The organism is Streptomyces sp. NPDC047000 (assembly GCF_040644295.1).
Classification (GTDB): Bacteria; Actinomycetota; Actinomycetes; order Streptomycetales; family Streptomycetaceae; genus Streptomyces.
The window spans coordinates 71,497-86,080 of record NZ_JBEYWE010000026.1 but is presented as its reverse complement, the minus strand read 5'-3'; the positions used below and the strand labels follow the sequence as shown (position 1 = coordinate 86,080).

The following is a 14,584-nucleotide window of genomic DNA, read 5'->3' as shown; positions in this document are numbered from 1 at the left end:
AACGGCTAATCGGATGCAGGGCCATCGAGCCCTTCCATTAGGGAGACGCGTGCCCCCGCACGGCTGCGACCAGTAGCAACACGCCCCGACCGAGAGGATCTGAACCACACAATGAAAGTGTTCTGCGGCATCGACTGGGCCAGCGACCATCACGACGTCGCCATGGTGGACCACGAAGGAACCCTGTTAGGCCGGGCCCGGATCGACGACGACGCCACGGGCCTGCAACAGCCCCTTGATCTGCTCACCGCACACGGCGACACCGCGGACACGCCGATCCCGATGGCCATCGAGACTTCCCACGGGCTGCTGGTCGCCCGCCTTCGAGAAACCGGTCGGCCCATCTACGCGATCAACCCGATGGCCGCGGCCCGGTATCGAGAGCGTCACGCGGTCGCCCGCAAGAAGTCTGACCACCTCGACGCCATGGTCCTGGCGAACATCCTGCGCACAGACAGGGCCCTACACAGGCAGCTGCCCGCCGACAGCGAACTCGTCCAGGCCATCGCTGTCCTCGCCCGAGCCCAGCAGGACGCGGTCTGGAACCGTATCCAGGCCGCCAACAAGCTCCGATCCCACCTGCGAGAGTACTTCCCCGGCTTCCTCGCCGCCTTCGCGCACACCCGCGAAGGACTGTGCTTACCGCTCGCCCGGACCGTCCTGACCGCCGCCCCTACCCCAGCCCAGGCCGCCAAGCTCACCCGCGCCCAACTGCGTTCCCTGGTGAAGAAGGCCGGCCGCAAGCGCGGCATCGACGCTGAAGCCGACCGCCTCCGCGAGGCCTTCCGCACCCCGCAGATGAGACACCTGCCCCAGGTCGAACAGGCCATGGGCCTACGAACGCTCGCACTACTGCGACAACTCGCGGCCACCTGCGAGAGCGTCGAGGAACTCACCGCCGCGGCAGTGAAGTCTTTTGACACGCACCCGGACGCCGAGATCATCACCAGCTTCCCCGGGCTCGGATCTCTCACCGGCGCCCGGGTGCTCGCCGAGATCGGAGACGACCGATCCTGCTTCACTGACGCCAAGGGCCTCAAGGCCTTCGCCGGGGCCGCACCGGTCACTCGTGCATCCGGCAGAAGCCTCTCCGTCATGGCCCGCCGGATCAAGAACCAGCGCCTCGCCGCAGCCGGCTACCTCTGGGCCTTCTCCGCCCTCTCCTCACCCGGCGCCAGAGCCCACTACGACCGCCGACGCGAAGCCGGAGAACGGCATACCGCCGCCCAACGCAACCTCTTCAACCGCCTGCTGGGCTGCCTGCACCACTGCCTCACCAAACGCGTCCACCACAACGAGACCACAGCGTTCCCACCACCACAATTCGTCACCCTTGCGGCTGCTGCTTGACAGCCCTTTCAACCGATCTTGGACGGTCCAGTCGCGTGAAAGGTCACTTCGGCAAAGGGCTCAACCGGCCACTCAAACGCGGATCGTCGACCTCCCCGGGGTGTGTCAGCCGGATACCGAAAGCGTTCTCGACAAGCGACAGGACGCCATAGAGAGGGGGCCACTCGCCAGGGACGAGCCCCAGCGGCCGCATGTGCTCATCGAGCCGTGTCGGGTCCTGCCCGGTCGGCTCGATCTCCTGGAGTGTGTGAAAGTCGACGATGACATCGCCGTCGACCGCGTACTTGAACCAGTACATCGGCTTCTCGTTGTAGTGCAGGGCAACGGCCTCGGTGCCGACGGACACGGCGCTCAGGATCTGCTCCTCGAGCCCGTGCACACCACCCTGTTCCCACGCCCAGGTCCAGGATCCGTCGATGCCCGTGATGACGATCGGTTCCTCATCATCGAGAAGGTCGTCGCCGAAGTCGTCCGACAGATCCATGCCGTCGCGAAGGGCGAGGGTTTCCTGGTGAACTTCCATGCGGGTGAGCAACTCGACAGGGCTCAGCCCCCGTACGAAGGTCAACGTATAGATGGGGAAGTCGCCTACCCGGAACATCTCCAGGCCGCGTTCTGCGTGTGCACTCGTCATTCGGCGGATGCTGTCACACCCCACTGACAGCAGAGCCAACCGCCGCCGCTTGACAGATCAACTGCATCGGATGTCTTCTTCGTGGCTCCGCAATGGGGTCTCCGGCCTTCGGGTCCGGCATGACTTCCCCCCTTGTTGTTCATGATCCGGGAGGGGGTGGTGTCACCGGGCCCGGAGGCATCGACGGACCGCTGATGAGGGGCTTGAGCACCGGCTTCACCCGAACCGGAAGAGCTCTCCGTAACGTGGATGTGGCAGCTCAGTGCCCAGGCAAGGCCGGACGCAAGCGTGATGGAGGGGCCTGCACGTGATCGACACCGGCGACATCGACGTCTTCCTCGGCCTGGACGTCGGCAAGGGCGAACACCACGCCACCGCCGTCACCCCGGCCGGGAAGAAAGCGTTCGACAAGCGCCTGCCCAACACCGAGCCCAAGCTCCGCGAGTTGTTCGCGAAACCCCAGGCCAAGCACGGGACGGTGCTGGTCGTGGTCGACCAGCCGGCCTCGATCAGGGCCCTGCCGCTGGCGGTCGCGCGGGACATGGGCTGCCCGGTCGCCTACCTGCCGGGGCTGACGATGCGGCGGATCGCCGACCTCTACCCGGGGGAGGCGAAGACGGACGCGAGGGACGCGTTCATCATCGCGGACGCGGCCCGCGCGATGCCGCACACGCTGCGGGCGATCGACGGCGAGGACGAGACGATCGCAGAGCTCGAGATGGTCGTCGGCTTCGACGACGACCTGGCCGGCGAAGCGACCAGGGTCGCGAACCGGCTCCACGGCCTTCTGACCCAACTCCATCCGTCGCTGGAACGAGTGCTGAGGCCTCGGTTGCAGCACCCGGCCGGCCTCACGCTGTTGGAACGGTTCGGGTCCCCGGCACAGATACGCAAGGCTGGCCGTCGGCGGCTGGTCCCCCTCCTGCGGCCGAAGGCGCCAAGGATGGCCGAGCGGCTGGTCGAGGAGGTCTTTGCCGCGTTGGACGAACAGACCGTGACCGTCCCTGGGACCGATGCGGCCGCGCTGATCGTCCCGAGCCTCGCCGCCTCACTGACGGCCGTCCTTGACCAGCGCAAACTGCTGGCCGGGCGGATCGAGCAACTACTGGAGACACACCCTCTTTCCAAGGTCCTGACGTCGATACCGGGAGTCGGCGTCCGGACCGGAGCCCGCATCCTGATCGAGGTCGGCGACGGCAGCAACTTCCCGACCGCCGACCACCTCGACGCCTACGCCGGACTCGCCCCCGCAACCCGCAGTTCCGGGTCGTCGATCCGCGGCGAACAGCCCTCCAGGAGAGGAAACAAGCAGCTCAAACGGGCTTTCTTCCTTTCCGCGTTCGCCGCCTTGGGCGACCCGGCATCGCGGGCCTACTACGACAAGAAGATCGCCCAGGGCAAGCACCACACCCAAGCCCTGCTCTGCCTCGCCAGACGCCGGGCCGACGTCCTCTTCGCAATGCTCCGCGACGGAACCTTCTACGAACCGCAGCCGTCTTCCTCAGCCGCCTGACCTACGGGTCTGCGAGGAGAACGACTCGATCGGCCTCGACATCAAAGCCGAGCACTGGATGGCCATAGTGGCCTTCCGGGTCCATCAGCACGGGCTTGTTCAGCCGCCTTCCGATCTCTCGCAGGAAGCCGCAGAACACATCAAGTCGATCCTGGCCCTGCAGCTCCCGCAGGTCGACGTCGAAGTCGACTTCGTCGTCGGCATAGAACCGGAAGATCGCCAGCACATCGGCAGTCGGCCAGACCCGCAGGTTCAAGCACTCGGCGTCCGCCGGGCGGGCCAGCACGGCCTCCGCCCGGGGCACCGGAAGCACCGTCTCTCCCTCGGAGTACTGGCACTTCCAGCCCTTCTCCTCGACAAGATCGAGGACCGCCTGCCAGTCCTGCACCGAGGCATCCGGGACACGCATGTCCGGCAACGACCCCATCAAGTCCGGGTCGAAGAAGGAACTCACGTCATCCCACAGCAGATCAGCCACCCCGCCATACTGCCCGGCTCCCCGACCCAACGCACCCCCGTTTCCCTTGACCAAAGATATAGGGGCACCCCCCACAATTCGATGCACGCCTATATGCACATTCATCGATTTGAATGTCAGACTCGAACCCATGACCGGATCGGTCCGCTCACGGACCCGATCAGGTCTGTCGCCGCACCCGGAGCATCGGCCAGGCTCAGTGACATGACCCGAGCACTGATCGTCGTCGATGTCCAGGAGTCCTTCCGAGCCCGTCCGCTCTGGGAGACCATCTCCGACCCGAAGATCGCCCACCAGGTGGACCGGCTGGTCCGGCTGGCCCGCGAGGCCGGAGACCTGGTGGTGTGGGTACTGCATTCCGAGCCCGGCAGCGGGGACGTCTTCGACCCCGCCCTCGGCCATGTCCGGCTCATGGAGGGGCTGGAGCGCCGGAACACCGAACCGCTGATCCACAAGACCTCGCACAACTCCTTCACCACCACCAATCTGCAGCAGATCCTCACAGAGCACGGCATCCACGACCTCATCGTCTGCGGCATCCGGACGGAGCAGTGCGTGGAGACCACCGCCCGTGTCGCGAGCGACCTCGGATACCAGGTCACCTTCGTCACCGACGCCACCGCGACCAACCCCATCGCCCACCCTGATTCCCCCGCCCACCGGAGCATCGCCGAACTGCTGTCGGACCCCCTTACGCTCGGTGCCGAAGAAATCATCAGGCGCACCGAGTACGCCCTGGCGGGGCGCTTCGTCACCATCGCCACCGTCGGCCAGCTGGAGGCCGCGGCCTACCGCTCGTCGGGCACAATGACCGGATCGTGAGCCGCATCGCCTTCCTCCTGGTGCCCGGACTGCATCTGCTGGACCTGGCCGGTCCCGCGCAGGTCTTCTCCACAGCAGCCGGCTTCGGGCACCCCTACGCCCTCAGCTACACAGCCGAGCGGTCACCGGTCCCGACGGCTCAGGACCTCCCGCTGATCGCCCGGCCCGACTGGCCGGGACTCGGTCCCGACGATCTGATCATGGTGCCCGGCTGGCGGGTGCCCGTCCCGGGCGGCGGTCCCGTCATCGGCGAGACCACCCTCCAGGTCCTCCGGGACCACCATGCCAGAGGCGGGACCGTGGCCAGCGTCTGTGCCGGAGCCGAAGCGCTCGGCCAGGCGGGCCTGCTCGACGGACGCCGCTGCACCACTCACCACGACGTGCAGGACGAACTCGCACGCCGCTATCCCAGAGCCAAGGTCGTCCGCGACGTCCTGTACACCGCCGACGACAGGGTGGTCACCTCGGCCGGCATCGCCAGTGGCATCGATCTTGCCCTGCACCTGATCGCCACCCGGCACGGCCCTGGCGTCGCCGCCCGGGTGGCCAGGGACATGGTCGTCCACGCACGGCGCAACGGCCACGAACCACAGGCCAGTGCCATGCTGAGGTACCGGTCCCACCTCGACGACACCGTGCACCGCGCCCAGGACCTGCTCGACGAAAGGTTCGACCAGCCGCTGCCGCTGCCCGCCCTCGCCGCGGCTGTCGGCGTGAGCGAACGTACCCTCACCCGTCTCTTCGCCCGGTCGACCGGCGGCCTCACTCCACTGCGCTATCAGCAGACCCTGCGTCTCGAACACGCCGAGCATCTGATCAGCCACGGCGCCACGATCGACGCCGCCGCCCGCGCGGTCGGCTTCGGGGACCCTCGTATGCTGCGCCGTCTGCGAGCCCGTGAGCTCTGACCGGCGCCGGCAGGGCAAGGACCTTCAGCGCCGCCGCCGGGCCGCTTCGCCGCCGTGCCCGTCCCCCGATCAGGTCGGGACCGACGCCCAGCCCGGGGGCGTGCTCCTGCAACCGGCGCGGTCGGCCGACGAGCCCGGCCCCTGGGCAGTTTCGGGACCCCGCCGAGTGACCCGGTCGCGCCCTTCGGCGAGGTCGCCGCACCCGGTGTCGACGCGGGTGTCAGGCGGTGGGCGGAAGGACGATGATCTTGCCGGACAGCGCGCCCTCGGCGGCCCGGGCGTGCACTGCCGGCAGCTCGGCCGGCGGCACCCGCCGGGCCACGTCGACACGCAGGTCGCCGCTGTCGACCAGCGCCACCAGCCGCGACAGATGACCGGGCCCGGCCGCGCCTCGAAGGAGAGGATCTCGCCGTGGCCCAGCACCGTGGTGCACGTGCGGCGGTGTTCTCGGCCGGGTCCTGGGACACCGCCGTCGCGAGGATTCCGGCCGACGCCGGCACGAGTGCCGTCGTACATGCCCGCCGGGGTGAGATCGCCGAGAGCCTTGCCCCAAGGCCCCGCCCTGCCTTCACGCACCCATCACCAGAAGATCACCCCGGCGGGAAACTGTTCGACTTGCGCGTTCCATGATCGGTTGAGATACGGCTTCCCGCACCGCCGTCTCATGCCCATAACGCCAACTTCGGATTGCTTACTTGGCGTAGCTTTTCGGGAGACCGAGTAGCAGCTTCGCCTCTCAGGGGAGTTCCGCGAGGCGCCTCGCCACCTCCCGGCCGATCCTGCGCAGCGGCTCGGGTCCGGTCAGTTCACCGTGCCGACAGGCCACCTCGTGCACGGTGAGTCCGCCGGAGACGAACGGGTGCCACGCCGACGGATCGGGTGGTGTCTCACCACGGTCCTGGGTGGCCAGGAAGAACTCGGCGTCGCCTCGGTAGCAGCCGGGCGAGTGGGTCCTGGCCAGCTCGATGCTGCGGGAGAAGATCTCCGGCAGGCGGGCGGCGGTCGCGGCCGTGAGTCCGGCCAGCGGACTGTCCGGGGCGAACAGCCGCGCGGTGAAGCCGGACAGGTCCACGGGCCGGGATCCGGGGTGGTCTCCCGGGTCGTAGCCGAGCGAGAGCAGCAGGGCGGTCAGCAGGTCGTGCTCACTCTCCGGCAGCCCGGCGGGCAACGCCTGCGGTGGGTAGCCGTCCAGCAGGGCCAGCAGCCCGACCTGCTCGTGTTCGGCCTGCAACTGTACGGCCATGGCGTGGGCGACCTGGGCACCGGAGGACCAGCCGAGCAGGTGGAAGGGGCCGCCCCGGTGCACTGTACGGATCTGTGCCACGTAGTCGCGGGCCATCGCGTCCACACTCGAGGGCGGCGAGTCCGGGTCGGTCAGGCCACGGGACTGCAGGCCGTACACCGCACGCTCCGGATCGACGTGCCGCAGCAGACCGGCATACGCCCAGCTCACTCCGGCCGCCGGATGCACGCAGAACAAAGGTGTCCGGTGGCCGCCCTCGCGCAGGGGCAGCAGCACTCCGAGGCCGTGGCGGTCCGGTACGTCGGCGCCGGCGGACAGTTGCCGAGCGAGCCGGGCGACGGTCGGCGCCGCGAAGACCGAGCGGAGCCCGACGTCGATGCCGTTCTCGCGTCGAAGGGTGGCCACCAGCGACGCGGCGAGCAGGGAATGGCCGCCCAGGTCGAAGAAGTCGGCGTCGACGCCGACCGCCGGCAGGCCGAGGACGGTGGCGAAGGCGGCGCACAGTCGCTCTTCCAGCGGTGTCCGCGGCCTTCTGCTCGCCACGGCAGGGGCATACTCGGGGCGGGGCAGCGCCGCCCGGTCGAGCTTCCCGTTCACCGTCAACGGCAACGACGGCAGGGCAACCACCGCGGTCGGCACCATGAATTCCGGCAGTCGCGCCCGCACATGCTCCCGCACGGCGTCCGCCAACTCGGCCGGGTTGCGCCACTCCTGGCGCGTCTCGGGGGCCGGGGCATCAGGGGCCGTCGCATTCCGCGTCGCGTAGAGCATCGACATCCCGCTCTTGCCGGAGCCGGCCTGGTCCGCCCTCTCGACGCGGAAGCCCGCGGCACGCAGCAGGGCCGTCGCCTCGGCGATGTGGTCGTCGCGGTCGTGCACCTCCGCCACCACCTGACCGATGATCGGCCAGTGCACGGCGTCGATGCCGCGGAGGATGTCCAGTTCACTCTTCTCCGCATCTATCTTGAGCAGATCGATGGCGGAGACGGACTTCTCGCGGATGAACTGCGACAGCGAGCACTGGGGGACCTTCATCCGGACACCCTGCAGCCGGTCGTCCAGCAGCTCGTCCAGGTCGGCCGCAGTGAGCTGCGTTCCAGCGCCGGGTGCGTCCGGTGCAGGCGCCTGCGATCGGGCACGGATGAACCTCTTCAGCATCTCCCGGTCATCCGTTCCGCCCGCGTACCTTCCGGAGAGTATGGACACCTCCGGAAGGTACGTGAATGCCGTGGTGCCCCCGCCGCCGCCGACGGCGCACTGCAGGATCTCGGCGTTCAGGCCGTGCAGCCGGGAGTTGACGTCCAGGTACCGGGCGAGTTCCGGGACCGGTTCGAACGCGTAGATCTTCGCTGTGGGGGCCGTCGAACCGACGAACATGGAGAACATGCCCACGTGTGCACCGACGTCGACGACCGTGCCGCCGTCAGGAATGCGGATACCGCCCTGCACGTACTCCCGCTGTTCGAAGATCTCCGTGTAGAGGAATTCGACGTCGGAACGGCTGTGCGCGGCGACGACCAGGCCGTTGGGCAGCGTGTGCAGATCGCCGGCCCGGACGTCGGTGTCGGCACGCGCATGGCAGTGGCGCACCACGGGCCCGGCCGACTCCGGGTCCGGTACGACGTAGGCGACCAGCCTCGTGTCGTTCTCGCCCTCCACCCGCGTGGTCACCGCCACCTGCGTGACCCCGGGATGCTCGCGGATCGCGGCCTCGATCTCACCCGGCTCGATCCGGACCCCTCGGACCTTCAATTGGCTGTCGGCGCGGCCGAGGTACTCCAGCACACCCTCCGCGGTCCATCGTGCCAGGTCGCCGGTGCGGTACATGCGCTCCCCCGGCGCCCCGTACGGGCACGCGGCGAAGCGCTGGGCGGTCAGCCCCGTCCGGCCCAGGTACCCCCGGGCCAACTGGACACCCGCCAGATACAGTTCTCCGGCCACACCTGGCGGAACAGGTTGAAGTGCCGCATCCAGCACATACACACGGGTGTTGCTCACCGGACGGCCGATCGGCACGCCGCTGCCCGCCGCACCGGGCTCGCAGGTCCACGCCGTGACGTCGATCGATGCCTCTGTCGGGCCGTACAGGTTGTGCAGCGGCACGGTGAGAACAGCGTGGAACATGTCCCGCAGGCCGGGCGTCAGGGCCTCGCCGGAGCAGACCACCATGCGCAGACCGGTGCAGCGCTCGGCCGTCGGGCAGCCGAGGAACACCTCCAGCATCGACGGCACGAAGTGCGCGACCGTCACCCGCTCTCGCGCGATCAGTTCGGCGAGGTAGTCCGGTTCGCGGTGCCCGCCGGGACGGGCCAGCACCAGGACGGCGCCGTGCAGCAGCGGCCAGAACAGCTCCCAGACCGAGACATCGAAGCCGAACGGGGTCTTCTGCAGGACCCGGTCCGAGGCCGTGAGGCCGTACTGGGACTGCATCCCCGCGAGCCGGTTGACGATGCCCCGGTGGGGTACCACGACGCCTTTGGGACGCCCGGTGGATCCCGAGGTGTAGATCACATACGCCGGATGGTCCAGCAGCAGCGGAACACGACGGTCCGCATCCGTCACCGCAGCCGCGTCCAACCCCGCCAGCACCGCCCGCGTCTCCTCCGCATCCACCACCAGCCACCCCGCACCCCCCTCCCCCACCAGCCCCGACACCGTACACACCACAACCGGCGCCGCATCACCCAGCATCCCCCGCACCCGCTCCACCGGATACTCCGGATCGACCGGCACATACGCACCCCCCGCCTTCAACACCGCCACCAACGTCACCACCAGATCGAGCGAACGGTGCATCAGCACACCCACCAACGACTCCGGCCCCACCCCACGCCCGATCAGCAACCTGGCCAACCGGTTCGCCCGCTCATCCAGCTCCCCGTACGTCAACGCCACACCCTCACACACCACCGCCACCTCACCCTCCCTCCCCACCACCGCACCCGCCAGCAGATCCGGCAGCACACCCCACCGCACCACCTCACCCGTCTCGTTCCACCCCTCCAACACCCCAGCCACATCACCCCCCACCAACAACGGAAGCCGGTCCAGAGCCGATTCCGGCGCGCGTTCCAGGGCCGTGACGAGTCCTTCGGTGACCGTGCACAGCATGCGGGCGACCAGGTCCGCGTCGATGCCCGCCGCCTGCACCGCGAATCCGAATCCGGTGCCGAAATCGTCCACCGAGACCGCCAGCGGGTAGCTGGTCCGCTCGTCGCCCCAGACTTCGGTGATACCGTCCGGTCCCGCGCTCGTGTCCTCCTCGTCCTCGACGTGCCGGTAGTTGAACAGGGTGGTGAACAACGGCGCGGGAGCCGCCACTCCGCTGGTCCGCTGCGCCACGGCCAGCGAGGTGTGTTCATGGACCATCAGGTCGGCCAGCTGGGTCTGCATCGCGCGCACCGCAACGGTCACGGCGACGCCGGCTGTGCGGACCCGCACCGGTAACGTGTTGAGGTAGAGCCCCGGTGCCCGGTCGATGCCGGCGCCCGACTGCATCCGGCCGAACATCAGGGTGCCGAAGACCGCGTCCTCGCGGGCCGACGCCCCTGCCAGTACCCGCGCAGCCACCACGTGGAAGATGGTGGCCGGGCTCACCCCGAGCCGACGTGCCTGTTCCCGGACCCGGACCGCCAGGCCAGGGTCCATCCGCACCCGGACATCGGCGAGACCGCTGCCGTCCCGGAGCACGTCCAGCACGCCGAAAGGCGCCGTCGGCTCGGTCACGTCACCGAGGAGGCCGGCGAAGTACTCCTGGTGCTCGGGCCGGGAGACCTCCCGCAGCGCGTGGCCGACGAAGGTGCGGTAGGGCAACGGGTCGGGAAGCCGCTCGCCCTGCCCGTCGAGGAGGGCCCGCACCTCGCCCAGCAGGACGTCCCGCGCCGCATGGTCGGAGATGATGTGGTGCATGCGCAGCACCAGCAGCCACCGCCCGGTGCCCGGCTCAGCCGTGACGTGCGCGTCGGCCAGCGGGGCGTGCCGCAGATCCATTCCGCCGGCGCAGGCCGCGACCAGGTCCCGTACGGCGTCCTCCGTGGGAGGCAGGTCGACTTCGGTGACCGGCAGCTCGGCCCGCCGGTGCACCACCTGTACCGGCCGGGGCAGACCGTCCCAGGCCAGCGCGGTCCGCAGCACGTCGTGGCGGTCGACGACGCGCTGCCAGGCCGTCACAAACTCCTCCAGCCGGGCACGCGTGTCGAACGCCCATACCTGACGGGTGAGATAAGGGTCGGTACCGTCGTCGCCCTCGAGCTGATGGTGGAAGAACAGGCCCTCCTGCAGCGGCGCCAGTGGATAGACGTCCGCGACGTCGGCCGCTCCGCCCGGCACCTGCGCGACCACCAGCGCCAGCTCGGCGTCGGACAGGCCTGCCAGCGGCACCATGTCCGAGGTGATCGTCGTGGCGCCCGTGGGGATCAGGCAGGGAGGCACCGGGGCCGGGGCACGTCCGGTCGCCTCGGCGAGCCGTGCCGGTGTGGGCGCGGAGAACAACGTCCGCACGTCCACCACCACGCCACGCGCGCGCAGCCGCTCGACAAGTGTCACGGCCAGCAGGGAGTGGCCGCCGAGTTCGAAGAACCCGTCGTCGACCCCGACGGCGGGCAGCGCGAGGACCTCGGCGAACTCCGCGCACAGGATCTCCTCGCGGACCGTGGTGGCGGTCCGGCCCATGGCCCTGGCCGGACGGTGGGGGGTGGGCAGCGCCGCGCGGTCCAGTTTCCCGTTGGGGGTCACCGGCAGTTCGGGCAGGGACACCACCGCGGTGGGCATCATGGCGGCGGGCAGGTGCCGCGCGGCGAAGTCACGCACCTGCCCGCCGAGCGTGTCGTGTCCGGTTCCGTCGTCGCTCGCGACACCGGCCTTCGGTACGACGTAGGCGACCAGACGCCGGTCGCCGGGGTTGTCCTCGCGTACGGCGACCACGGCCTGCGCCACCTCTTCGTGGCTCGCCAGCAGACTCTCGATCTCGCCGGGTTCGATCCGGACCCCGCGGATCTTCACCTGGTCGTCGGCGCGGCCGAGGTACTCCAATTCGCCGTCGGAGTTCCAGCGCACGCGGTCGCCGGTGCGGTACATGCGCTCCCCCGGCGCCCCGTACGGACACGCGACGAACCGCTGCGCGCTCAGCCCGGCAAGGCCGAGGTAGCCACGGGCCAGGGGCGCGCCGGCCAGATAGAGTTCACCGGTTACTGCGGGTGGTACGGGCTGCAGCGCGGAATCGAGGACGTAGGCACGGGTGTTGCCCATCGGACGGCCGATCGGCACGCTGCCGGGAGCACGGCCGGCCGCACACATCCGCACCGTGGCGTTGACGGTGGTCTCGGTGGGACCGTACTGATTGAGCAGGGGTATCCCCAGAACCGCGTGGAAGTCGGCGCACAGTCCCGGGGACAGTGTCTCTCCTCCCGCCATCACCATCCGCAGACTGCCGAGTTCACCGACGGCGGGGATCCGCAGAAACGCCGACAGCATCGACGGCACGAACTGCGCGACCGTCACCCGCTCTCGCGCGATCAGTTCGGCGAGGTAGTCCGGTTCGCGGTGCCCGCCGGGACGGGCCAGCACCACGGCACCACCCTGCAGCAGCGGCCAGAACAGCTCCAGCACCGACGGGTCGAAGCCGAGCGGTGTGCGGTGCAGGACCCGGTCCCGGGACGACAGCGGATGGCGGGACTGCATGCAGGCCAGCAGATTGGCGATGCCCCGGTGGGGCACCACGACGCCTTTGGGACGCCCGGTGGATCCCGAGGTGTAGATCACATACGCCGGATGGTCCAGCAGCAGCGGAACACGACGGTCCGCATCCGTCACCGCAGCCGCGTCCAGCCCCGCCAGCACCGCCCGCGTCTCCTCCGCATCCACCACCAGCCACCCCGCACCCCCCTCCCCCACCAGCCCCGACACCGTACACACCACGACCGGCGCCGCATCACCCAGCATCCCCCGCACCCGCTCCACCGGATACTCCGGATCGACCGGCACATACGCACCCCCCGCCTTCAACACCGCCACCAACGTCACCACCAGATCGAGCGAACGGTGCATCAGCACACCCACCAACGACTCCGGCCCCACCCCACGCCCGATCAGCAACCTGGCCAACCGGTTCGCCCGCTCGTCCAGCTCCCCGTACGTCAACGCCACACCCTCACACACCACCGCCACCTCACCCTCCCTCCCCACCACCGCACCCGCCAGCAGATCCGGCAGCACACCCCACCGCACCACCTCACCCGTCTCGTTCCACCCCTCCAACACCCCAGCCACATCACCCCCCACCAACAACGGAAGCAGCCGCAGCGGCCGGTGCGGCCGGGCCGTCGCCTCGTCGAGAAGCCGGTGCAGCATCCGTGCCATCCGCTCTGCCGTGGCGCGGCTGAACAGGTCGGCGGCGTACTCGATCTGGCACTCGACGCCGGCCGGCTCGCCGGCCGCCGTGTACCGCTCGGCGAACGCGAAGCTCAAGTCGGTCTTGGCCGTCGCGAGGTCCATGGGCTCGATCCCCACGTCGAGGCCCGGCAGCTCGATGCCGGCCTCCGCGCGGTGCTGCAGCACGATCATCACCTGGACCAGTGGGTGCGTGGCGGGCAGGCGCTCCACGTTCATCGCGGCCACCAGGCGGTCGAACGGCAGGTCCTGGTGGCACTGCGCGGTCAGGTCGGTCTCCCGTACCCGGGCCAGCAGGGTCGCGAAGGTCGGGTCGCCGCCCAGATCGGTGCGGAGCACCAGGGTGTTGACGAACAGTCCGATCAGGTCGGCCAGACCCGGCTCGTTCCGCCCGAGCACCGGCGTACCGACCAGGATGTCGTCGCCGGCGCCCAGTCGGCTCAGCAGCGTGCTCACTGCCGCGTGCAGTCCCATGAAGGGGGTGCAGCGTGCGGCACGGGCCACGTCGAGCAGCCGGCGGTGCACCGGGGCGGGCAGGTCGAACGCGACGATTCCGGCCTGCCCGGTCCTCGTGGTGCCGGGTGACCGGTCGGCCGGCAGGGTGATGCGCTCGGGCGCGCCGGCAAGTCGCTCGCGCCAGTGGGCGACTTGCCCGGAGATCAGGCTGTGCGGGTCGTTCTCGTCGCCGAGTGCCTCACGCTGCCACTCGGCATAGTCCAGGTACTGCACCGGGGTCGGTTTCCAGTCCGGTGCCACGCCCTGTGACCGGGCCGCGTACGCGGTCCCCAGGTCGCGGCCCAGTACGCCCAGCGACCAGCCGTCGGCCGCGATGTGGTGCAGCACGATCAGCAGGATGTGATCGTCCGGGCCCAGGAGGAACAAGGTCGCGCGGATCGGCAGTTCGGCGGCGAGGTCGAAGGGGCGCTCCGCAGCCGCGGTCAGGGCGTCGGCCCACTCCCGGGACGGCAGGCTCACGGTGTCGAAGGGCAGCATCGCGGCCGCCGCCTCCTCCGCCACGACCCGCTGTTCCGGTACCCCGCCGGTCACGGGAACGACGGTCCGCAGCGCCTCGTGCCGCAGCAGTACGTCGGTGAGCGCGGCGCGCAGGGCCCGCGGGTCGAGTGACCCGCGCAGCCGCAGCGGGAGGGGCATGTTGTAGGTGGAGCGGGGGCCCTCCAGCTGTTCCAGGAACCACAGTCCCTGCTGGCCGAACGACAGCGGATGCATGGGAGTTCCTTTCACGGGCACG

At 69.6% G+C, this 14,584-nt stretch carries 8 protein-coding genes; 4 read left to right on the top strand and 4 right to left on the bottom strand.

What is annotated here, in order from left to right; all coding sequences use genetic code 11:
- The first annotated feature begins 111 nt into the window (after nucleotides 1-111).
- Nucleotides 112-1,350, top strand: coding sequence for an IS110 family transposase (locus ABZ862_RS30650; protein ID WP_360965074.1), 1,239 nt, complete (start codon nucleotides 112-114; stop codon nucleotides 1,348-1,350).
- Nucleotides 1,351-1,393: 43 nt separating this feature from the next.
- On the opposite strand, the gene ABZ862_RS30645 is transcribed toward ABZ862_RS30650, so the two are convergent.
- Nucleotides 1,394-1,984, bottom strand: a complete 591-nt coding sequence (locus ABZ862_RS30645) for a DUF6461 domain-containing protein (protein WP_360965071.1) — start codon at nucleotides 1,982-1,984, stop codon at nucleotides 1,394-1,396.
- A gap of 310 nt (nucleotides 1,985-2,294) precedes the next feature.
- Between ABZ862_RS30645 and ABZ862_RS30640 the strand changes: the two genes are divergently transcribed.
- Nucleotides 2,295-3,497: an IS110 family transposase gene (locus ABZ862_RS30640; RefSeq protein ID WP_360965141.1), complete on the top strand. Its 1,203-nt coding sequence runs from the start codon at nucleotides 2,295-2,297 to the stop codon at nucleotides 3,495-3,497.
- Nucleotide 3,498: 1 nt separating this feature from the next.
- Here the strand turns inward: ABZ862_RS30640 and ABZ862_RS30635 are convergent, their stop codons facing one another.
- Nucleotides 3,499-3,975 carry a hypothetical protein gene (locus tag ABZ862_RS30635; protein ID WP_360965068.1) on the bottom strand — a complete coding sequence of 159 codons (477 nt, stop codon included), beginning with the start codon at nucleotides 3,973-3,975 and terminating at the stop codon, nucleotides 3,499-3,501.
- 204 nt (nucleotides 3,976-4,179) lie between these two features.
- On the opposite strand from ABZ862_RS30635, the gene ABZ862_RS30630 reads away from it, so the two are divergent.
- The gene (locus tag ABZ862_RS30630) at nucleotides 4,180-4,797 is read left to right on the top strand and encodes an isochorismatase family protein (protein ID WP_360965065.1); all 618 of its coding nucleotides are present in this window, start codon (nucleotides 4,180-4,182) and stop codon (nucleotides 4,795-4,797) included.
- On the top strand, nucleotides 4,794-5,705 hold the full coding sequence (locus ABZ862_RS30625) for an AraC family transcriptional regulator (protein ID WP_360965062.1): 912 nt from the start codon (nucleotides 4,794-4,796) through the stop codon (nucleotides 5,703-5,705). The genes ABZ862_RS30630 and ABZ862_RS30625 overlap by 4 nt, the downstream gene beginning before the upstream one ends.
- Nucleotides 5,706-5,925: 220 nt before the next feature.
- Here ABZ862_RS30625 and ABZ862_RS30620 read toward each other — a convergent pair whose 3' ends face one another.
- On the bottom strand, nucleotides 5,926-6,063 hold the full coding sequence (locus ABZ862_RS30620) for a hypothetical protein (RefSeq protein ID WP_360965059.1): 138 nt from the start codon (nucleotides 6,061-6,063) through the stop codon (nucleotides 5,926-5,928).
- A gap of 378 nt (nucleotides 6,064-6,441) precedes the next feature.
- Nucleotides 6,442-14,562 carry an amino acid adenylation domain-containing protein gene (locus ABZ862_RS30615; protein ID WP_360965056.1) on the bottom strand — a complete coding sequence of 2,707 codons (8,121 nt, stop codon included), beginning with the start codon at nucleotides 14,560-14,562 and terminating at the stop codon, nucleotides 6,442-6,444.
- Nucleotides 14,563-14,584: the final 22 nt, after the last annotated feature.

Coding starts and splice junctions, on each gene's coding strand:
- ABZ862_RS30650 (WP_360965074.1), top strand. CDS start 112: ATGAAAGTGTTCTGCGGCATCGACTGGGCCAGCGACCATCACGACGTC.
- ABZ862_RS30645 (WP_360965071.1), bottom strand. CDS start 1,984: ATGACGAGTGCACACGCAGAACGCGGCCTGGAGATGTTCCGGGTAGGC.
- ABZ862_RS30630 (WP_360965065.1), top strand. CDS start 4,180: ATGACCCGAGCACTGATCGTCGTCGATGTCCAGGAGTCCTTCCGAGCC.
- ABZ862_RS30615 (WP_360965056.1), bottom strand. CDS start 14,562: ATGCATCCGCTGTCGTTCGGCCAGCAGGGACTGTGGTTCCTGGAACAG.